Genomic DNA, 19516 nt, shown 5'->3' on the forward strand with positions numbered 1-19516 from the left:
TGCGGAAATGGACGCCACCGTCGCGGCGGCCTTCGTCCCGGCAGCGCGCGCCCATCCCGTTGGGGCATCGACAACGTCGACACCGGCACCGGCGCCCGACGACGCCACCACGGTCGCCGCGGCCACCGCCTGGCTCGCCCAGGACCCGGACCCCGAGACCCAGGCCGAACTGCGCGCCCTGCTCCGCGGAGCACAGTCCGCGGACGAGGCAGCCATCACGGAGTTGCACGCCCGCTTCGACGAGCGCCTCGCCTTCGGAACGGCCGGCCTCCGCGGCGCGATCGGCGCCGGCTCCAACCGGATGAACCGCGTCCTCGTGTCCCAGGCTGCGGCCGGCCTCGCCGCGTTCCTGATCGGAACCGCCCTGCCCGGCCAGACCCCTTCCGTCGTGATCGGCTACGACGGTCGCAAGAACTCCCAGGTCTTCGCGGCCGACAGCGCCGCGATCATGGCAGGGGCCGGCGTCCGCGCCATCCTGCTGCCCCGCCTGCTGCCGACGCCCGTCCTCGCCTTCGCCGTGCGCCACCTCGACGCGAGCGCCGGCGTCATGGTCACCGCCTCGCACAACCCCGCAGCCGACAACGGCTACAAGGTCTACCTCGGCGGCGCGAACAGCGGGTCCCAGATCGTCTCACCGGACGACGCCTTCATCGCGGCGGAGATCCACCGCGTTGCGACGCACACGACCATCCCCGAACTGCCGCGCGGCGCATACGAGACCGCTGAGGAGACCGTCGTCCAGGCCTACATCGCCGCGACCGCCGCAACCGTCGGCCCGCCGCGCGCCCAGGTCAACGCCGTGTACACGGCCATGCACGGGGTCGGCTGGGACACCACCCGCCGCGTGCTCGAGGCTGCGGGCTACGACCTGCCGACCCTCGTCGACGCGCAGATCGCCCCGGACCCGACCTTCCCGACCGTCGCGTTCCCGAACCCGGAGGAGCCGGGCGCCCTCGACCTCGCCTGTGCGACCGCCCGCGAGATCAACGCCGAACTCGTCATCGCGAACGACCCGGACGCCGACCGCCTCGCGATCGCGATCCCCGACGCCGACGCCGCGAGCGGCTACCGTCGCCTCACCGGCAACGAGGTCGGTGCGATCCTCGGCTGGCGTGCCGCGGAACGGGCCGACCTGGCCCCCATCGCCGACGACGCAGCCACGGACGACGACGCGGAAACATCCGCCCCTGCCCCGCGCAGCGGCACCCTGGCCTGCTCGATCGTTTCGTCGCCGGCGTTGAAGGCCGTGGCGGATGCCTACGGCATGCGCTTCGAAGAGACCCTCACCGGGTTCAAGTGGGTCTCCCGCGCCCCCGGTCTCGTATTCGGCTATGAGGAAGCCCTCGGCTACCTCGTGAACCCGACGACCGTGCGCGACAAGGACGGCATCTCCGCGGCCCTCGCGCTGCTCTCCCTCGTGAGCGACCTGAAGAACGAGGGCTTCACCCTCGCGGACCACCTGCACCACTTCAGCGGCCGTTTCGGGCACTTCTCGTCGAGCCAGATCTCGGTGCGCGTCACCGAGCTGTCGTCGATCTCCCGGGTGATGGACCGGCTGCGCTCGAACCCGCCGGTGTTCATCGGCCGGATCCGCGTGGACCACATCGACGACCTCGCCGGCGGCTTCATCGGCCTGCCCCCGAGCGACGTGCTCCGGATCCGCCTCGTCGGAGGCGCCCGGGTGATGGTGCGCCCGAGCGGCACGGAACCCAAGCTCAAGGTCTACCTCGACGCGAGCAGCGTCGTCGGCACGGTTGTGGAACGCCAGGTCGCCGCGAACGCCGTGCTCGCCGAGCTCGAGCGCGGTATGCGCGAGCTCATCGCGTAGGGCTCGGATCTCCGGACCCGGCGCGTGAAGCACCGCACCGGGTTCAGCCGAGCGCTTCCTCGAGCTTGGTGGTCAGCTCGTCGAGGTCGAAATAGTTGTCGATCACGACGATGTCCGCGTTGGTCTTGCCGATGTGGGCCACGAGCTCCGATGAGGTCAGGATCACCTGCGCATCCGCGCCGACCGTCTGCACGGAGGCAACGTCGGTCGCCGTCACCTCGGCATCGATGTCGAGCCGGGCGAGAGCCCGCTCTGCGTTCATCTTCAGTATCGCGGAGGTGCCGACGCCGACCCCGCACAGGGCGACGATCTTCATTCCCGGACCCCGCTGGCTTCTCCGGCGGGTGCCGTCACGCCGAGTAGCGAACGGATGCCGGCGGCATCCGTCGCGGCCGCAAGCGCAGGGATGACCCGCGGGTCGTTGAAGAGGTTCGCGAGTTCGGCGACGAGCAGCACGTGCTCATCGCCCGTCGTCACGGCGAGGCCGAGGACTACGCTGACCGGGTCGTTGTGCGGGTGGCCGAAGGCGACGGGTTCCGCGAGGGTCACGACGCTCAGGCCCTCTGCGATGACGTCGGGGCCGGGACGCGCGTGGGCGAGGGCCAGGCCGGGGGCGATCACGACGTAGGCGCCGAACTCGTCGATGACGTCGATCATCCGTTTCGTGTAGCCGGGGCCTGTCGACCCCGAGCGCACGAGACCGTCGCCGGCCGCGGTCACTGCGGCGCGCCAGTCGGCCACGTGGATGCCGATCGCGATGGCGGTAAGAGGCAGGTCTGGGAGTTGCATAGGTTCTTTCACTGGGGTTGCGTGGCGGGGTCTGCGGACTCTCAGGCCTCTTCGAAGCCCGCGACGATGGCGTCGGCGAGTTCTTCGCGCTCTTCGAGCGGGAGGAACGCGGACTGGGCGGCGTTGAGCTGGAAGACCTCGAGGTCGTCGATGTCGTAGCCGAAGGCGTCGCTCAGCAGGGCGAGTTCCTGACTCAGGCTCGTGTCGCTCATCAGCCGGTTGTCGGTGTTGACGGTGACCCGGAAGCCGAGCTGGTAGAGCAGGTCGAAGGGGTGGTCGAGCAGGTCGTCACCCCAGGCTGCGATCGCCCCGGTCTGCAGGTTCGACGACGGGCTCAGTTCGAGGGCGATCTCACGGTCGCGCACCCACTGGGCGACCGGGCCGAGGGTGACGTAGGTGTTGTCGTCGTCCTCGCGGCCGATGACGATGTCTTCGGCGAGGCGCACGCCGTGGCCGAGGCGCAGTGCGCGGCCGTCGAAGAGGGCGCCGCGGATGCTGCCCAGCCCGTCGGCCTCTCCGGCGTGCACCGTGACCGGCATGAACTCCTTGGCGAGGTAGTCGAATGCTGCGAGGTGGTTGCGGGCGGGGAAACCGAGCTCCGCGCCGGCGATGTCGAAGCCGACGACGCCGTTGCCGCGGTGGCGTACGGCGAGTTCGGCGATCTCGAGGCCGCGGTTCGCGTGGCGCATCGCGGTGATGAGCTGGCCGACCCGGATGGTGGACCCGAATTCTGCCGCCTCGTCGACGCCGGACTCGAGGCCTTCCTGCACGGCCTCGACGACTTGGTCGAGGGTGAGCCCGCGGGTGAGGTGCTGTTCGGGTGCCCAGCGGATCTCCCCGTAGATGACACCGTCGGCGGCGAGGTCCTGCACGAATTCGTGGGCGACCCTGGTGAGGCCCTCACGGGTCTGCATCACGGCCGTCGTCACATCGAAGGTCTTGAGGTAATCCACGAGCGAGCCGGAGTTGGCCTGGTCGGCGAACCAATCGCCGAGGGCGTCAGCTTCCGTCGACGGCAGGGTGAGACCGATGGCCTCGGCGAGCTCGATGATCGTCTGGGGGCGCAGGCCGCCGTCGAGGTGGTCGTGCAGCGATATTTTGGGCAGCGCGTTGATGCTCGTACCACCGGGCAGCAGGAATTCCTCAAGGCTCGTATTCACGCTCACCAATCTACCGGCCCCGGCCTCCCCCGGCCCCTCCCCAGACATAACTCCCGTAATTTATCGTGATCGGCAACAAACCGGTCCAGAGCGGAGATCGAGCAGTGCTCAGCGACCGATGCGCTCGGCGATGAGGGGGCCGCCGTCGAGCACGGGCTCGCCGGGGTCGCCGATCCGGTATGCGCCATCGAGGGCCTCCAGGGCCCTGGTGAAACGCTCCGGCTCGTCGGCGCTGAGGGTGAAGAGCGGCTGCCCTGCGCGTACGGTGTCGCCCGGCTTGGCGTGCAGGTCGATCCCTGCCGCGTGCTGCACGGGGTCCTGCTTGCGGGCACGGCCCGCCCCGAGACGCCAGGCGCCGATCCCGAACGGCAGCGCCTGCTGTTCGACGAGCACCCCGTCGCGGCCTGCCGTGACGACGTGGGTTTCCTTCGCGACCGGCAGTGCGGCATCCGGGTCGCCGCCCTGGGCGCGGATGACCTCGCGCCACTTGTCCATGGCCCGCCCGTCGGTGAGGGCGGCGGCGACGTCGACGCCGGTTATCCCGGCGAGGTCGAGCATCTCGGTCGCGAGGGCGATCGTGAGCTCGACGACGTCTGCAGGGCCGCCGCCGGCGAGCACCTCGACCGATTCGCGGACCTCGTTCGCGTTTCCGATCGCGAAGCCGAGCGGCACGTTCATGTTGGTGAGCAGAGCGGATGTCGCCACCCCGGCATCCTCGCCGAGCGCGACCATCGTGCGGGCGAGCTCCCGGGAGAGCTCGATGTCCTTGAGAAATGCGCCTGACCCGAACTTCACGTCGAGGACGAGCGCGCTCGTGCCCTCCGCGATCTTCTTCGACATGATCGAGGAGGCGATCAGCGGGATCGCCTCGACGGTTCCGGTGATGTCGCGGAGGGCATAGAGCTTGCCGTCCGCCGGGGCGAGGCCGCCGCCCGCCGCGCAGATCACGCCGCCGTGGTCGCGGAGCTGCGCGAACATCTCCTCGTTGCTGAGGTGGGCGCGCCAGCCGGGGATCGACTCGAGCTTGTCGAGGGTGCCGCCGGTGTGCCCGAGGCCGCGGCCGGAGAGCTGCGGAACGGCCGCGCCGAAGACCGCGACGAGCGGCATCAGCGGGAGGGTGATCTTGTCGCCGACGCCGCCGGTGGAGTGCTTGTCGGTTGTCGGCTTGCCGAGGCCTGCGAAGCTCATCCGCTCGCCGCTGTTGATCATGGCGAGGGTGAGGTCCCTGATCTCCCGGCGGGTCATGCCGTTCAGGAAGATCGCCATGGTCATCGCGGCCATCTGCTCGTCGCCGACGTAGCCGCGGGTGTACGCGTCGATCAGCCAGTCGATCTGAGGTGTGGCGAGTTCGCCGTGGTCGCGCTTGGTGCGGATCAGGTCGACGGCGTCGAAGGCTTCGAGGTGGGTCTGGGTGTTCACTGGTGTTCTTCCCGGTAGTCGGCGAGCTGGCGGGGCCCGAAGGCGTCCGGCAGGACCTGGTCGATGGTGCGGAGGCCCGAGACTGTTTCCAGCAGCATGCCGGGTGCGGAGTGTTCGTACAGGAGCTGGCGGCAGCGGCCGCACGGCATCAGCAGGTTGCCGTTGCCGTCGACGCAGCTGAAGGCGAGAAGCCTGCCGCCGCCGGTGAGGTGCAGCACGGAGACGAGGGCGCACTCCGCACAGAGCGTGAGGCCGTACGAGGCGTTCTCCACGTTGCATCCGCTGATCACCCTGCCGTCGTCGACGAGGGCGGCCGCGCCGACAGGGAACTTCGAGTACGGCGCGTATGCGAGGCTCATCGCCTCGGTCGCGGTGCTGCGGAGGAGCGCCCAGTCGATGGCGGGAGCCACGCGGCCGGACTCCGGTTCGTTCTTTCGTGCGGGTTCGTTCTTTCGGGAGCTCACGATTTGATGTACGGCTTTCCGGAGGCCGCTGGCCCCCGTGACTGGCCGACGAGGCCGGCGACGGCGAAGATCGTGACGAGGTAGGGCAGCATCAGCATGAATTCGCTCGGCACCGGGGAGCCGATGATGCTGAGCACGTTCTGCAGGTTGCTCGCGAAGCCGAAGAGCAGTGCGGCGAGGGTGGCCCTGATCGGGTCCCAGCGGCCGAAGATGACGGCGGCGAGGGCGATGAACCCGGCGCCGGCTGTCATCTCCTTTCCGAAGGCGCCGACGGAGCCGAGGGTGAAGTACGCCCCGCCGAGTCCGGCGATCGCGCCCGCGAGGGAGACGTTCCAGAACCGGGTGCGCGCGACGTTGATGCCCACGGTGTCCGCGGCCTGGGGATGCTCGCCAACGGCGCGCAGGCGGAGGCCCCACTTGGTGTGGAAGAGGCCGAAGTACACGCATGCGACGGCCACGTACATGATGTAGACGATCAGGGTCTGCCGGAAGAAGACCGGGCCGATGATCGGGATCTCGCTCAGCAGCGGGATGTTGATGTTCTCGAACCGCGGCGGGCTGTTGAGCGTCCCGGCGTTCGGGGCGAGCAGCTGGGAGAACAGGAAGCCGGTGACCCCGGAGACGAGCACGTTGAGCACGACGCCGACGATGACCTGGTCGACGAAGTACTTGATCGCGAACGCGGCGAGCACGAAGGAGACGAGCACGCCGGCGACCATCGCCGCGACAAGCCCGAGCAGCGGCTGCTGGGTGATCGACGCGACCATCGCCGAGGTGAACGCACCCGCGAGCAGCTGGCCCTCGATCGCGACGTTGACCACGCCGACCCGCTCGGAGATGACGCCGCCGAGCGCACCGAAGATGAGCGGCACAGCGAGGCTCAGCGACCCGAAGAGCAGCCCGGGCACGGGGATCGTGTGGTCGGCGGAGGCCCAGGCCAGGAAGCCGACCAGCAGGAACACCGCGAAGACGGTGACGAGCCAGATCGGCACCTTCGCCTTCGAGCGCACGAGCCATCCGCTCGCCGCCGTGATCAGGAGCAGGAGGGCGACGACCGCGATGCCGGTCGGCCGGGTGGGCAGGACCACGTCGGGCAGCTGGATCAGGTCGGTCGTGGTGGACAGGCGCATGGTGCTCTCGCCGTCACGACCGAAAACGACGAGCAGCAGGAAGCCGAGCACCGTGAAGATCGCGAGGGCGATCGGGGTCTTCCAGCTCTTGATCTGCTCGAAGTCGGGCCCTGCGGCAGTGACTGATGCGCCCGGTCCGGTGGACCCGGCCGGTGAAACGGTTGTCGGAGTGCTCACGAGGCCACCACCTCCGTGGGTGTCGTGGTGCGTTTCCGGGGCGTCTTCGCACCGGGGGTCTTCTGGCCCGGCGTCGGCAGCCGGAAGATGGCGCGCACGAGGGGCGGCGCCGCGATGAACAGGACGATCAGGGACTGCACGATCAGCACGATATCGATCGGGACGCCCTCTGCTGCCTGCATCGAGAACCCGCCTGCCTTGAAGGCGCCGAAGAGGATGCCTGCGGCGAAGACCCCCCACGGGCGTGAGCGGCCGAGCAGTGCGACGGTGATCGCGTCGAATCCGATGCCGGAATCGATGCCGGCATCGAAACCGCTCGTCGACGTGCCGAGCACCTGGTTGATGCCCGCGAGGCCGACGAGGCCGCCGGAGAACAGCATCGCGTAGACATACATCCGGTCGACGCTGATCCCGGCCACCCGGGCCGCGTGCGGGTTGAGCCCCACGGCGCGGAACTGGAAGCCGAGATTCGAGCGCGACAACAGCCACCAGGTGAAGATCGTCGCGATGATCACGAGGATGAACCCGAGGTGCAGGTTGTACGAGGGGCCGAGCAGGTCGGGGAACACGGCAGTCGGTTTGCTCGCGGGACTCTGCGGGTTGTTGGACCCCGGCGTCTTCAGGAAGCCGTCGCGCAGCAGGTAGCTGACGAGGTAATAGGCGACATAGTTCAGCATGATCGTCGTGATGACCTCGTGCGCACCGGTGCGGGCCTTGAGCAGGCCGACGATGCCGCCCCAGAGCGCGCCGCCTGCGATACCGACGACGAGGGCGACGACCAGGTGGATGCCGGCGGGCAGGTCGAGCGCGAAGGCCACCCAACCGCCGAGCGCGGCCGCGATGAGCATCTGGCCGCGACCGCCGATGTTGAACAGCCCGACCCGGAAACCGAGCGCAACGCCGAGGCCGGCCGCGATCAGCGGGGTCGCGAAGGTGAGGGTCTCGGTGAGCGGCTTGATCCCGGACGCGAAGTCCGGCTTGCGGAAGTTGTAGATCGACCCCTGGAACAGGGCGGAGTATGCGCCGGAGACGGAATTCCAGGCCGCGACGACGGTGTCCCCCGGTCGGGAGAAGAAGTAGACCGACGCATTCTGGACGTCCTCGTTGGTGAAGGCGATCAGGATCGCGCCCACGAGCAGGGCGAGGACGACGGCGAGGACGGAGATGATGGCGTTCCCGGTCGTGATCTCGCGGAAGACCTGGTACGCGCGGCTCGGCTGGTCAGGTTGGCCAGGCCCGGCCGGCTTCCCGCCGGAAACCGGCGGGGTCTGAAGGGTCTCGCTCATGCTGCCGCTCCTTCTTCGGTCGGCGTTTCGCCGGCCATCATCAGCCCCAGTACGGCCCGGGGGGTGTCGCCGGGGACGATGCCCACGACGCGGCCGCGGAACATCACCAGGATCCGGTCGGCGAGGGCGGCGACCTCGTCGAGTTCGGTCGAGATCACGATGACCGGGGTGCCGGCATCCCGGGTCGCGATGATGCGCTCATGCACGAATTCGATCGAACCGACGTCGAGGCCGCGGGTCGGCTGGGCGGCGATGAAGAGCCGCAGGTCGCGGCTGAGCTCCCTGGCGAGGACGACCTTCTGCTGGTTGCCGCCGGAGAGGCGGGCGACGAGGGTGTCGATGCCCTGGGAGCGCACGTCGAATTCCTTGACCTTGTCCTCGGCGAACCGGGCGAGGAAGGACAGCTGCACGTTGAAGCGCTTGACGAACGGCGGCTGGTGCGACCGGTCGAGCATCAGGTTCTCGGCGATCGTGAATTCGCCGACGAGGCCGTCCTCTGTGCGGTCCTCTGGCACGAAGCCGACGCCGGCATCGAGGATCCGACGCACGGTGTGGCTGCGGAGCGAGGCGCCGTCGAGGGTGATGTCACCGGAGACGCGCGGCTGGAGGCCCATCAGGGCCTCGGTCAGCTCGGTCTGCCCGTTTCCCTGCACTCCGGCGATGGCGAGGATTTCGCCGGCGTGCACGGTGAAGCTCACGTTGTTGACGAGCACCTGCCCGCGCGGGTCGAGCACGGTGAGGTCGGTGACGACGAGGGCAGGGGCACCGGGCGTGGCCGGGGACTTGTCGACGGTGAGGTCGACGGCGCGGCCGACCATCATCGTGGCGAGTTCCTCGTTGCTCGCGGTGGGCGAGGCCTGGCCGACGACGGCACCGAGGCGGATGACGGTGATCCGGTCGGCGACGGCGCGCACCTCCCGGAGTTTGTGGGTGATGAAGACGATCGAGGTGCCGGAGTCGCGCAGCTGGCGCATGATGCCCATCAGCTCGTCGGTCTCCTGCGGGGTGAGCACCGCGGTCGGTTCGTCGAAGACGAGCACCTTCGCATCGCGGGAGAGCGCCTTGATGATCTCGACCCGCTGCTGCACTCCGACGGGGAGGTCCTCGACGAGGGCGTCGGGGTCGACGTCGAACCCGAACCTGGCCGAGATCTCGGTCACCCGGCGGCGGGCTGCCGGGAGATCGAGGTGGCCGCCGAACCCGGTCTCTTCGTGGCCGAGCATGACGTTCTCGGCGACGGTGAAGACGGGGATGAGCATGAAGTGCTGGTGCACCATGCCGATGCCGGCGGCCATGGCGTCGCCGGGCCCGGAGAAGTGCTGGACGACGTCGTCGAGCAGGATCTCGCCTTCTTCAGCCCGGTAGAGGCCGTAGAGCACGTTCATCAGGGTGGACTTCCCTGCGCCGTTCTCGCCGAGCAGCGCGTGGATCTCGCCGGCCTCGACAGTGAGGTTGATGTGGTCGTTGGCGACCAGGGCACCGAATCTCTTCGTAATGCCGCGAAGTTCGAGCTTCATACTTCCCGATTCTATTGAGCAGCCGGCCGGGGGGTCAGCGGCCGGGGGTTAAAGCACGCGGGGAGGCCAGCTCTCGCTGGCCTCCCCGCGATGGCACTTCCTGGTGTGTTACTTCGGGGTGGACGGCGACGTGACCGTGAGCTTGCCGCTGATGATGTCGGCCTTGATCGCGTCGACCTCCTTCACGAGCGCGGGGTCGACCTTGGACTCCCAGTCGTGCAGGGGCGCGATGTCGACGCCCTTGTTCTCGAGGGTGCCGATGTACGGGGTCGCGCTGAACTTGCCGTTCGCCGCGTCAACGACGATCGTCTTGGTCGCATCCGCCATCTGCTTCATGATCGAGGTGAGGTAGAGCGCCTTCGTGGCCGGTGCGGTCGCGTAGAGGTCGCTGTCGACGCCGACGATGGCGACGTCCTTGCCGGAGTCCTGGATGGCCTGCGCGGTGCCCTGGAAGAGCGGTCCGGCAACCGGAAGGATGATGTCGGCGCCCTGGTCGATCAGGTTGGTGCTGAGCGCCTTGCCCTGGTTGATGTCGTCGAAGCTGCCGGCGAAGGTTCCGGCCTGGGCGGCCTTGTTCCAGCCGAGGAGCTTGACGGACTTCGACTTCTGGGTGTTGTAGTACGTCACGCCATCGGCGAAGCCGTCCATGAAGATTGTCACGGACGGGAACTGCTTGCCGCCGTAGGTGCCGACGATGCCGGTCTTGGTGGTGCCCGCAGCGAGGTAACCGGCGAGGAAGGCGGCCTGGGCGGTGTCGTAGAGCACCGGCTTGACGTTGTCGAGGGCAAGGGGGCTGAAGTCGTCATTTGACAGTGCGGAGTCGATGATGGCGAAGTCGGTCGTGGGGCTGGCCTTGGCCGCGTCGCGGGTGGTGTTCGCGAGCGCGAAGCCGACCGTGAGGATGAAGTTGCAGTTCTGGTCGACCATGCTGCTGACGTTGCCCGCGTACTGGTCGGTCGTCTTGGACTCCGCCTGCTTGAACTTGACGCCGAGGGCATCCGCTGCCTGGGTCATTCCGTCGAAGCTGGACTGGTTGAAGGACTTGTCGTCGAAGCCGCCGGCGTCGGAAACGATGCAGGGGGAGAAGTCGGTGACCGCAGCGGTCGACGTGGCGCCGCCGGTGCTCGGCGCCGCCGCACAACCGGCGAGCAGGGCTACGGCGCCCAGGGTGGCGAGTCCGCTGAAAACGGCCCTTCGTTTGGTGATTGTCAAGATGACCTCCATTGCTGGCCCGGCGCGGGTTCGACGGGGCTGTGTGCAATCAGGTTACCCAATGTTTCACTGCTCAGTTGAGCAAACTCGATAGGTGCGCTAAGCGTTATCAACCCGCTACCTGTACGAAACAAATCCGTGCACAATTGGCCGGAGACCGGCACAAACGATTCCGACGGCTTCGGCTACAGCACGTCGCTGCTTCCGGAGATCTTGAGAGCGTCGACGACGGCCTTCACTTTCTGCGCATTCGCGCTCGTCGTCACGAGCAGCGCGTCCGGCGTGTCGATGACGACGATGTCCTCGACGCCGATCAGCGCGATCATCCGGCCGGTGTGGCTCACGACGATTCCGCTCGACGAGTCTGCGAGCACGCGTGCGCCCTCACCGAGGATCGCGAGGTCGCGCTTCCGCCCGTTAGCGTGGATCTTGGCGATCGACGCGAAGTCGCCGACGTCGTCCCAGTCGAACTGGCCGGGGATGACGGCGAGCTGGCCGCGGGCCGCGACCGGCTCCGCGACGGTGTAGTCGATGGCGATCTTCTTGATCTTCGGCCAGACCTTGTCGACGACGGCGCCCCGGCGCGGGGTGTCCCAGGCATCGGCGAGCTCGAGCAGCCCGGCGAGCAGCTCGGGCTCCGCAGCGCCGATCTCTTCGAGCAGGCGATCGGCCCTGGCGATGAACATTCCCGCGTTCCACAGGTAGTGGCCGCTGGCGACATACGCCTCAGCCGTCGCGAGGTCCGGCTTCTCGACGAAAGAGTCGACGGACTGCGCGTTCGGCGCCCCCGGGATATCGAGCGGCGCGGCCGTCTTGATGTAGCCGAATCCGATCGCGGGCTCCGTCGGCCGGATGCCGATCGCGACGACGTACCCGGCATCCGCTGCCGCGACGGCCTCGACGATGGTCTGGCGGAACAGGACGGCGCCCTTGATGACGTGGTCGGCCGCGAAGGACCCGATGATGACGCCGGGTTCGCGTTTCTCCAGGATGGCGGCGGCGAGGCCGATGGCCGCCGTCGACTCGCGCGGCTCGCTCTCGAGCACCACGTTGAGGTCGGCGAGCTCCGGCAGCTGCGCCTCGACTGCGGCGCGGTGCGCACGACCGGTGACGACCATGATCCGCTGGTCGCCGGCGAGCGGGGCCAGCCGGTCCCAGGTGTCCCTGAGCAGGGTCTGGCCGGACCCGGTGAGGTCGTGCAGGAACTTCGGGGCGTCCGCGCGGGAGAGCGGCCACAGGCGGGATCCGATGCCGCCGGCGGGGATCACGCTGTAGAAGCGCTCGAGTGGGTCAGGTGCCTGGTTCATTCGGCCAGACTACAGGCCGCGCAGGCGCTGTTCACCGGGTATTCATGTCGTGGTTCCGGGTATTCACACGCTTGTTTCGAGGCCTCCATACGCTCGAAACATGCGGGTTGCCGTCGTCAGTGAAAGTTTCCTCCCCACGGTGAGTGGGGTCACCACGAGCGTCTGCAAGGTGCTCGAGCACCTGCAGCGCACCGGGCACGAGGCGATCGTGATCGCCCCGGCGGGTGCTCCTTCCGAGTACGCGGGCTTCCCGGTGTTCAGCGTCCCCGCCGTCTCCTACCGGCAATTTCCGGTCGGGATGCCGAGCCCGCACGTGCAGCGCCTGCTCTCCGATTTCGGGCCGGACGTCGTGCACGCGGCCTCCCCGTTCCTCCTCGGTGCGCAGGGCATCGCGTCGGCGAACCGCCTCGACGTCCCGAGCGTCGCGATCTTCCAGACGGATGTCGCCGGCTACGCCAGGCGCAACCGGCTCGGCCAGGCGACGAAGGTCGCCTGGCGCCTCGTCAAGTGGATCCACGACGGTGCAGACCTCACCCTCGTGCCTTCCTCTGCCTCGATGGCGGACCTGGAGCGGGTCGGGGTGCGCAGGCTCGCCCGCTGGACGCGCGGCGTCGACCTCGTCGGTTACCACCCGAATCGCCGGAGCGAACCGGCCGTCGCCGAGCTCCGCAAGCGCCTGTCGCCGAACGGTGAAGTCGTGATCGGCTACGTCGGCCGGATGGCGCCGGAGAAACAGGTCGAACGGCTCCGAGCGCTCAGGGGCGTTCCGGGCATCCGTGTCGCCCTCGTCGGCGACGGGCCGTCTGTGCCGCTCATCCAGCGGGAACTCGCCGGGGTGCCGGTGACGTGGCTCGGCCGGCTTTCGGGGGCTGCCCTCGCCGACGCCTATGCCGCGTTCGACGTCTTTGTGCACGCCGGGACCGAGGAGACCTTCGGCCAGACGATCCAGGAGGCGCACGCGGCGGGACTCCCCGTCGTCGCCCCGCACGCCGGCGGCCCGATCGACCTCGTCGCGCACGGCGACAACGGTTTCCTCTTCGCCCCGGACGACGAACGCGACCTGCGGCGCTGTGTCACGCGCCTCGTCGATGACGCGCCCCTCCGACTGCGGATGGGCGAATCCGGCCGGAGGGCGGTGCTCGGCCGCTCGTGGGAGAACGTCTGCGAAACCCTTGTCGGGTACTACGAGAAAGTCATCGACGAACGCGCCGCCATCCGCGTGATGACGGCGGTTCCGCTGTCAATGCAGCGCTGAGGGCCCTCGCGGATAATATCTCGGCCTAGAGACACTTAGGATGGTTGCACGCGCACCAGCGCAGTGCCGGCCTGCAGCATTCGAGGCCGCTCATTCAGCCAGGGAAGGTTGGTCATGCCTCAGCAATCGGCACGGACATTGACATCCCAGCAGAAGACCACGTCACGCCGCCCCGCAGGAACCCTGTACCGGGGCCGCGAGGGCATGTGGTCGTGGGTCCTGCACCGGATCACCGGTGTTGCGATCTTCTTCTTTCTGCTGGTCCACATTCTGGACACGGCGCTCGTGCGCGTGAGCCCCGAGGCGTACAACGCAGTGATCTCGAGCTACCAGACGCCGATCATGGGCCTCGGTGAGACCGCGCTCGTCGCGGCGATCGTGTTCCACGCGTTCAACGGCATCCGGATTATCCTCATCGACTTCTGGAGCGCGAAGTACCAGAAGGTGATGTTCTACGTCGTCATCGGCCTCTGGGTCGTCACGATGCTGGGCTTCGCCCCGCGCCACCTCATGAACGTCTTCAGCCACTAGGAGGAGCAGCCATGGCAACCACACTTGACTCCCCCAGGAGCCCATACGCCCGACCGACCGGCAAGCGCGGCACGAACTGGGAAAAATGGGGCTGGATCTACATGCGCGCCTCCGGCGTCGTGCTCATCGTGCTCATCTTCGGTCATCTCTTCGTCAACCTGATGATCGGCAAGGGCGTCGACGCGATCAGCTTCGGCTTCGTCGCCGGCAAGCTCGCGAGCCCGTTCTGGCAGTGGTGGGACGTCGCGATGCTCTGGCTCGCCCTGATCCACGGCGGCAACGGCATGCGCACGATCGTGAACGACTACGCGAACCAGCGGGTCACCCGCGGCATCTTCAAGGGGGCCATCCTCGCCGCCGTCGTGGTCCTGATCGTGCTCGGCACGCTCGTGGTCTTCACCTTCGACCCCTGCCCGGCCGGTTCGCCCGCCGATCTTCTCCCATCGTTCTGCCCGGCCATCTAGGAGCTCACACCAGCACATGACGGATGCATCAAACACCGCACCGACCGAGTCCACCGTGATCGACGGCGTGCATTACCACAAGTTCGACATCGTGATCGTGGGAGCAGGCGGCGCAGGGATGCGCGCGGCCATCGAGGCCGGACCCGGGGCAAGCACCGCGGTCATCTCCAAGCTCTACCCGACCCGTTCGCACACGGGAGCCGCCCAAGGCGGCATGGCCGCAGCCCTCGCAAATGTCGAGGAAGACAACTGGGAGTGGCACACCTTCGACACCGTCAAGGGCGGCGACTACCTCGTCGACCAGGACGCGGCCGAGATCCTCGCGAAGGAGGCCATCGACGCGGTCATCGACCTCGAGAACATGGGCCTCCCCTTCAACCGCACCCCGGAGGGCAAGATCGACCAGCGCCGCTTCGGCGGCCACACGAGCGACCACGGCAAGGCGCCCGTGCGCCGCGCCTGCTACGCCGCCGACCGCACCGGCCACATGATCCTGCAGACCCTGTACCAGAACTGCGTCAAGCGCGGCATCAACTTCTTCAATGAGTACTACGTGCTCGACCTCGTGATGACCCCGGTCGACGGTGTCGACCAGCCGTCCGCCGTCGTCGCGCTCGACCTGTCGAGCGGCGAACTGCACGTCTTCCAGGGCAAGGCCTTCATCTTCGCGACCGGCGGCTTCGGCAAGATCTACAAGACCACCTCGAACGCGCACACCCTCACCGGTGACGGCGTCGGCATCATCTGGCGCCAGGGCCTCCCGCTCGAGGACATGGAGTTCTTCCAGTTCCACCCGACCGGCCTCGCCGGTCTCGGCATCCTCCTCACCGAGGGCGCCCGTGGTGAGGGCGCGATCCTCCGCAACGCCTCCGGGGAGCGCTTCATGGAGCGGTACGCCCCGACGATCAAGGACCTCGCCCCGCGCGACATTATCGCGCGCTGCATGGTCAAGGAGGTCGCGGAGGGCCGCGGCGCCGGACCGAACAAGGACTACCTGTACCTGGACTGCACCCACCTGGGCGCCGAGGTGCTCGAGACCAAGCTGCCCGACATCACCGAGTTCGCCCGCACCTATCTCGGCGTCGACCCGGTCACCGAACCGGTGCCCGTGATGCCGACGGCGCACTACGCGATGGGCGGCATCCCGACCAACGTCAACGCCGAGGTGCTGCGGAGCAACACCGTAGTCGTTCCCGGCCTCTACGCCGCGGGCGAGTGCGCGTGCGTCTCGGTGCACGGCTCGAACCGGCTCGGCACCAACTCGCTCCTGGACATCAATGTCTTCGGCAAGCGTGCGGGCAACAACGCCGTCGCATACGTGAAGACCGCGGAGTTCACCCCGCTGCCCGACGACCCGGCCGGGACGGTGCGCGACCTGCTCGAGGGCATCCGCTCGTCGACGGGGACCGAGCGCATCGCCGTGCTGCGTAAGGAACTGCAGGAGACCATGGACGCCAAGGCGCAGGTGTTCCGCACCGACGAGTCGCTCTCCGAGGTCACCGAGGTGATCCACTCGTTGCGCAACCGGTACAAGAACATCGGCGTGCAGGACAAGGGCCGCCGGTTCAACACCGACCTGCTGGAGGCCGTCGAACTCGGCTTCCTGCTCGACCTCGCCGAGGTCGTCGTCTATTCCGCCCGCAACCGCAAGGAAAGCCGGGGCGGCCACATGCGCGACGACTATCCCCTGCGCGACGACGTGAACTACCTCGTGCACACGATGGCGTACCTCACCGGTGACCCGCTCTCAGCGGATGCCGCAGACCACATTGCGCTGGACTGGAAGCCAGTCACCATCACGCGCTACCAGCCGATGGAAAGGAAGTACTGAGTGAGCACCGCATTCGCAGACGCCCCGGTCGTGCCCGAGGAGATTCAGTCCTTCACCGTCACGCTCATCATCCGGCGCTTCAACCCGGAGGTCGACGACGAGCCGCACTGGGAAGACTTCGACGTGCAGATGTACCCGACCGACCGGGTGCTCGACGCGTTGCACAAGATCAAGTGGGAGCAGGACGGCTCACTGTCGTTCCGGCGTTCCTGCGCGCACGGCATCTGCGGCTCGGATGCGATGCGCATCAACGGCCGCAACCGCCTGGCCTGCAAGACGCTGATCAAGGACCTCGACATCACCAAGCCGGTCTACGTGGAGGCGATCAAGGGACTTCCACTCGAGAAGGACCTCATCGTCGACATGGAGCCGTTCTTCGAATCGTTCCGGGCCGTGCAGCCGTTCCTGGTGTCCAACACCGCGCCCGTCGGCGGCAAGGAGCGCATCCAGACCGTCGCCCAGCGCGAGCGTTTCGACGACACCACGAAGTGCATCCTCTGTGCCGCGTGCACCTCGAGCTGCCCGGTGTTCTGGACGGACGGGCAGTACTTCGGCCCGGCCGCGATCGTGAACGCGCACCGCTTCATTTTCGACTCGCGCGACGAGAACGCCGCCGTGCGCCTCGACATCCTGAACGACCGGGAGGGCGTCTGGCGCTGCCGCACGACCTTCAACTGCTCGGAGGCGTGCCCGCGTGGCATCCAGGTGACGCAGGCGATCGCCGAGGTCAAGCAGGCGATCCTGCGCGGCAAGGCCTGAGCGCAGGAGTCTCACACGCAGGAATCTCCTCCGGAGTAGCCGGAGTAGCCGGTGGCGCCGACTCGGGTTTCGTCGCCACCGGCTGGTCGCGCAAGCCGGCGGCTGGCCGGGTCGATTGACCGTCGCTCAGTCCACGAGTCAGATCGGCCCGGCTCGGACAGTGCCGAACGAGCCGTACTGGACCCGGTGAGCGCCGCGCCGGAGCGAGGCGATCGGGCCCGGCCGGGGCATCCGCTTCGGGTGTCGGATGACCGGTCTGGACGGGTGGACTCTCGGATCGTCGCAGATCCGGGCGGCCGGGCGCAAGAGGTGAGGGAGCCTCACGAGTGATTGCGCCCCCGAACTGGGGGTACTCGTGTGTGTTTGCGGAAATCGTTAGGCTGGTGCGGTGAAGCCGCCCACATTCCTGAACCGACTGACGACCCTGGCCAAGCGCGTCATGCAGTGGCGACCTCTGCGTGCGTTCACGCACTTCGGCGAAAGCAGTGGTGCGATCCTCGCCGGAGGCATGACATACCAGGCCATCTTCGCGATCTTCGCGGCGGTCTGGGTGGGATTCTCGATCGCCGGACTGTGGCTGACCTCGAACCCGGCGCTCCTCGACCAGCTGTACGCCCTGATCAACCAGTCCATCCCCGGGCTGATCGGCGCGAACGGCGTGATCGACCCGGCGAAGCTCACGAACACGGGCGCGCTGACCTGGACCGGTGCGATCGCGCTCGTCGGCCTGATCGGCACGACCCTCGGCTGGCTGTCGACGACCGCGCAGGCCGTACGCAGCATCTTCGGGATGCCGCGCGACGGCACTTTCTTCCTGCTCGTCAAGCTCAGGGAGCTCGGCCTCGGCGCGGGCTTCGGGCTCGCGCTCATCGTCTCCGCGCTGATCTCGCTCGCGAGCACGGAGGCCCTCGGCGGCATCCTCGGCTTCCTCGGCGTCGCGCGGGACTCGCTCGGGTTCATCGTGGGGGCGCGAACGATCGGGCTGCTCGTCGTGCTCGTCATCGACACCGTCACACTCGCCGTGCTGTTCCGGGTGCTGAGCCGGGTGCGCATCCCGTTCCGGAAGCTCGTGTCCGGCTCCCTGCTCGGCGGGGTCGCGCTCGGCGGGCTCAAGGTGCTCGGCGGGGCCCTCCTCGGCGGGGCGGGCAAGAACCCCTTGCTCGCGACCTTCGCCGTCGTGATCGGGCTGCTGATCTGGTTCAACTTCATGAACACGGTGATCCTCCTCACCGCCTCCTGGATCTCGGTCGGAATGCAGGACGCGGGCATCCCGCCGCAGCCGGTGAACCCGGACGAGGCCGCAGCAGCGGCCGAAGCCCGCGAACTCGAGGCGCGGCGGATCGCCGCGCTCGCGGAGCTGCGGGAGGCCAGGGCGGCACACGAGGCGTCCTCCTGGGGCAGGCGCTGGGCATCCGCTCGCCGGTTGCGCGCCGCCGAGAAGCGCGCAGCCCGCTTCGCCCCGCCGACCTAGACTTGGTTCATGCCGTCTACGCCTGCAGCTTCAACGCCGTCTGCCCAGCCGCTTCGCATCGCCTCGATCAACGTCAACGGGGTGCGCGCCGCTTACCGCAAGGGGATGGGCGACTGGCTGGCCGGACGGGACGTCGACATCCTCGCCATCCAGGAGGTCCGCGCTTCGACCGAAGACCTCGAGGGCCTGCTCGGGCCGGAGTGGAGCATCCTCCACGATGCCGCAACGGCCAAGGGACGGGCCGGGGTCGCCCTCGCGAGCCGGTCGACGGCATCCATTCACCGGGTCGAACTCGGCGCGGAGGACTTCGACAGCGCCGGGCGCTGGCTCGAGGCCGACTACGAGGTGAACGGCACGATCGTCACCGTCGTGAGCACCTACGTGCACTCCGGCGAGACCGACACCCCGAAGCAGGTCGAGAAGTACAAGTTCCTCGATGCGATGCTCGCGCGGCTGCCCGAGCTCGCGGCGCACAGTGAGCGCGCGGTCGTGCTCGGCGACCTGAACGTCGGGCACCGCACCCTCGACATCAAGAACTGGCGCGGCAACCGCAAGCACGCGGGGTTCCTGCCGGAGGAGCGGGCGTACTTCGACCGGATCCTCGGCGCGGAGGACGAAGCCGGCTACAACGCCGGCGCCGGTCTCGGCTGGGTCGACGTCGGCCGCAAGTGGGCCGGTGAGGTCGAAGGGCCGTACACCTGGTGGTCGCAGCGCGGCAAGGCCTTCGACACGGACACCGGTTGGCGACTGGACTACCAGCTCGCGACCCCACTCCTGGCGGCATCCGTCGTCGACTACACGGTCGACCGCGCGGATGCCTACGACCAGCGCTGGTCTGACCACTCCCCCGTCGTCGTCGACTACGCGCTCTGACCCATTTCACGCCGCCGGCTCCGGCCCGCGGCCACACGCTACG

At 68.2% G+C, this 19516-nt stretch carries 17 protein-coding genes and 1 pseudogene; 8 read left to right on the forward strand and 10 right to left on the reverse strand.

Annotated features, from left to right (window positions below):
- Positions 1-112 precede the first annotated feature (112 nt).
- A pseudogene (locus RCH22_RS13080) lies at positions 113-1828 on the forward strand (phospho-sugar mutase); the annotation flags it as partial.
- A 43-nt stretch (positions 1829-1871) separates the two neighbouring features.
- Here the strand turns inward: RCH22_RS13080 and RCH22_RS13085 are convergent.
- From RCH22_RS13085 to RCH22_RS13130, 10 genes are all read right to left on the reverse strand, one after another.
- A complete protein-coding gene (locus RCH22_RS13085) occupies positions 1872-2144 on the reverse strand; it encodes a PTS sugar transporter subunit IIB (RefSeq protein ID WP_323510985.1) in 273 nt (90 codons plus the stop codon).
- Entirely contained in the window at positions 2141-2617 is a 477-nt protein-coding gene (locus RCH22_RS13090; protein ID WP_327014338.1) for a PTS sugar transporter subunit IIA, read from the reverse strand. The genes RCH22_RS13085 and RCH22_RS13090 overlap by 4 nt, the downstream gene beginning before the upstream one ends.
- A gap of 41 nt (positions 2618-2658) precedes the next feature.
- Complete coding sequence (locus tag RCH22_RS13095; protein ID WP_327014339.1) at positions 2659-3777, reverse strand: adenosine deaminase; 1119 nt, start codon at positions 3775-3777, stop codon at positions 2659-2661.
- Positions 3778-3885: 108 nt separating this feature from the next.
- Positions 3886-5196, reverse strand: a complete 1311-nt coding sequence (locus tag RCH22_RS13100; protein ID WP_327014340.1) for a thymidine phosphorylase — start codon at positions 5194-5196, stop codon at positions 3886-3888.
- Positions 5193-5606: a cytidine deaminase gene (locus RCH22_RS13105; protein ID WP_241975514.1), complete on the reverse strand. Its 414-nt coding sequence runs from the start codon at positions 5604-5606 to the stop codon at positions 5193-5195. The genes RCH22_RS13100 and RCH22_RS13105 overlap by 4 nt, the downstream gene beginning before the upstream one ends.
- Positions 5607-5656: 50 nt before the next feature.
- Positions 5657-6883, reverse strand: coding sequence for an ABC transporter permease (locus tag RCH22_RS13110; protein ID WP_322189823.1), 1227 nt, complete (start codon positions 6881-6883; stop codon positions 5657-5659).
- 80 nt (positions 6884-6963) lie between these two features.
- Positions 6964-8253, reverse strand: coding sequence for an ABC transporter permease (locus tag RCH22_RS13115; RefSeq protein WP_327014341.1), 1290 nt, complete (start codon positions 8251-8253; stop codon positions 6964-6966).
- Positions 8250-9770, reverse strand: coding sequence for an ABC transporter ATP-binding protein (locus RCH22_RS13120; protein WP_323510990.1), 1521 nt, complete (start codon positions 9768-9770; stop codon positions 8250-8252). Before RCH22_RS13120 ends, RCH22_RS13115 begins: the two co-directional genes overlap by 4 nt.
- Before the next feature lie 108 nt (positions 9771-9878).
- A complete protein-coding gene (locus RCH22_RS13125) occupies positions 9879-10982 on the reverse strand; it encodes a BMP family ABC transporter substrate-binding protein (RefSeq protein WP_327014342.1) in 1104 nt (367 codons plus the stop codon).
- Between the two features lie 185 nt (positions 10983-11167).
- Entirely contained in the window at positions 11168-12289 is a 1122-nt protein-coding gene (locus RCH22_RS13130) for a mannose-1-phosphate guanylyltransferase (RefSeq protein WP_323510921.1), read from the reverse strand.
- 100 nt (positions 12290-12389) lie between these two features.
- On the opposite strand from RCH22_RS13130, the gene RCH22_RS13135 reads away from it, so the two are divergent.
- The 7 genes from RCH22_RS13135 to RCH22_RS13165 all read left to right on the forward strand — a co-directional run bounded on the left by RCH22_RS13135 (position 12390) and on the right by RCH22_RS13165 (position 19473).
- Complete coding sequence (locus RCH22_RS13135; RefSeq protein WP_323510922.1) at positions 12390-13544, forward strand: glycosyltransferase family 1 protein; 1155 nt, start codon at positions 12390-12392, stop codon at positions 13542-13544.
- Between the two features lie 114 nt (positions 13545-13658).
- A complete protein-coding gene (gene sdhC / locus RCH22_RS13140; RefSeq protein WP_281534026.1) occupies positions 13659-14075 on the forward strand; it encodes a succinate dehydrogenase, cytochrome b556 subunit in 417 nt (138 codons plus the stop codon).
- 11 nt (positions 14076-14086) lie between these two features.
- Entirely contained in the window at positions 14087-14539 is a 453-nt protein-coding gene (locus tag RCH22_RS13145) for a succinate dehydrogenase hydrophobic membrane anchor subunit (RefSeq protein ID WP_323510923.1), read from the forward strand.
- 16 nt (positions 14540-14555) lie between these two features.
- Positions 14556-16370, forward strand: coding sequence for a succinate dehydrogenase flavoprotein subunit (sdhA, locus tag RCH22_RS13150; protein ID WP_327014343.1), 1815 nt, complete (start codon positions 14556-14558; stop codon positions 16368-16370).
- Positions 16371-17129 (forward strand): succinate dehydrogenase iron-sulfur subunit, encoded by a 759-nt coding sequence (locus RCH22_RS13155; protein ID WP_134449415.1) that lies wholly within the window; start codon positions 16371-16373, stop codon positions 17127-17129.
- Positions 17130-17517: 388 nt separating this feature from the next.
- Positions 17518-18600 carry a YihY/virulence factor BrkB family protein gene (locus tag RCH22_RS13160; protein WP_323510925.1) on the forward strand — a complete coding sequence of 361 codons (1083 nt, stop codon included), beginning with the start codon at positions 17518-17520 and terminating at the stop codon, positions 18598-18600.
- A 9-nt stretch (positions 18601-18609) separates the two neighbouring features.
- Positions 18610-19473 carry an exodeoxyribonuclease III gene (locus tag RCH22_RS13165; RefSeq protein ID WP_322136430.1) on the forward strand — a complete coding sequence of 288 codons (864 nt, stop codon included), beginning with the start codon at positions 18610-18612 and terminating at the stop codon, positions 19471-19473.
- Positions 19474-19516 lie beyond the last annotated feature (43 nt).

The organism is Cryobacterium sp. GrIS_2_6 (assembly GCF_035984545.1).
In the GTDB taxonomy this organism is placed as follows: Bacteria; Actinomycetota; Actinomycetes; order Actinomycetales; family Microbacteriaceae; genus Cryobacterium.

Excerpts from the sequence above, each read along its gene's own strand:
- RCH22_RS13085 (WP_323510985.1), bottom strand. The coding sequence starts at position 2,144 with ATGAAGATCGTCGCCCTGTGCGGGGTCGGCGTCGGCACCTCCGCGATA.
- RCH22_RS13090 (WP_327014338.1), bottom strand. The coding sequence starts at position 2,617 with ATGCAACTCCCAGACCTGCCTCTTACCGCCATCGCGATCGGCATCCAC.
- RCH22_RS13115 (WP_327014341.1), bottom strand. The coding sequence starts at position 8,253 with ATGAGCGAGACCCTTCAGACCCCGCCGGTTTCCGGCGGGAAGCCGGCC.
- RCH22_RS13120 (WP_323510990.1), bottom strand. The coding sequence starts at position 9,770 with ATGAAGCTCGAACTTCGCGGCATTACGAAGAGATTCGGTGCCCTGGTC.
- RCH22_RS13130 (WP_323510921.1), bottom strand. The coding sequence starts at position 12,289 with ATGAACCAGGCACCTGACCCACTCGAGCGCTTCTACAGCGTGATCCCC.
- RCH22_RS13135 (WP_323510922.1), top strand. The coding sequence starts at position 12,390 with ATGCGGGTTGCCGTCGTCAGTGAAAGTTTCCTCCCCACGGTGAGTGGG.
- sdhC (WP_281534026.1), top strand. The coding sequence starts at position 13,659 with ATGCCTCAGCAATCGGCACGGACATTGACATCCCAGCAGAAGACCACG.
- RCH22_RS13145 (WP_323510923.1), top strand. The coding sequence starts at position 14,087 with ATGGCAACCACACTTGACTCCCCCAGGAGCCCATACGCCCGACCGACC.
- sdhA (WP_327014343.1), top strand. The coding sequence starts at position 14,556 with ATGACGGATGCATCAAACACCGCACCGACCGAGTCCACCGTGATCGAC.
- RCH22_RS13165 (WP_322136430.1), top strand. The coding sequence starts at position 18,610 with ATGCCGTCTACGCCTGCAGCTTCAACGCCGTCTGCCCAGCCGCTTCGC.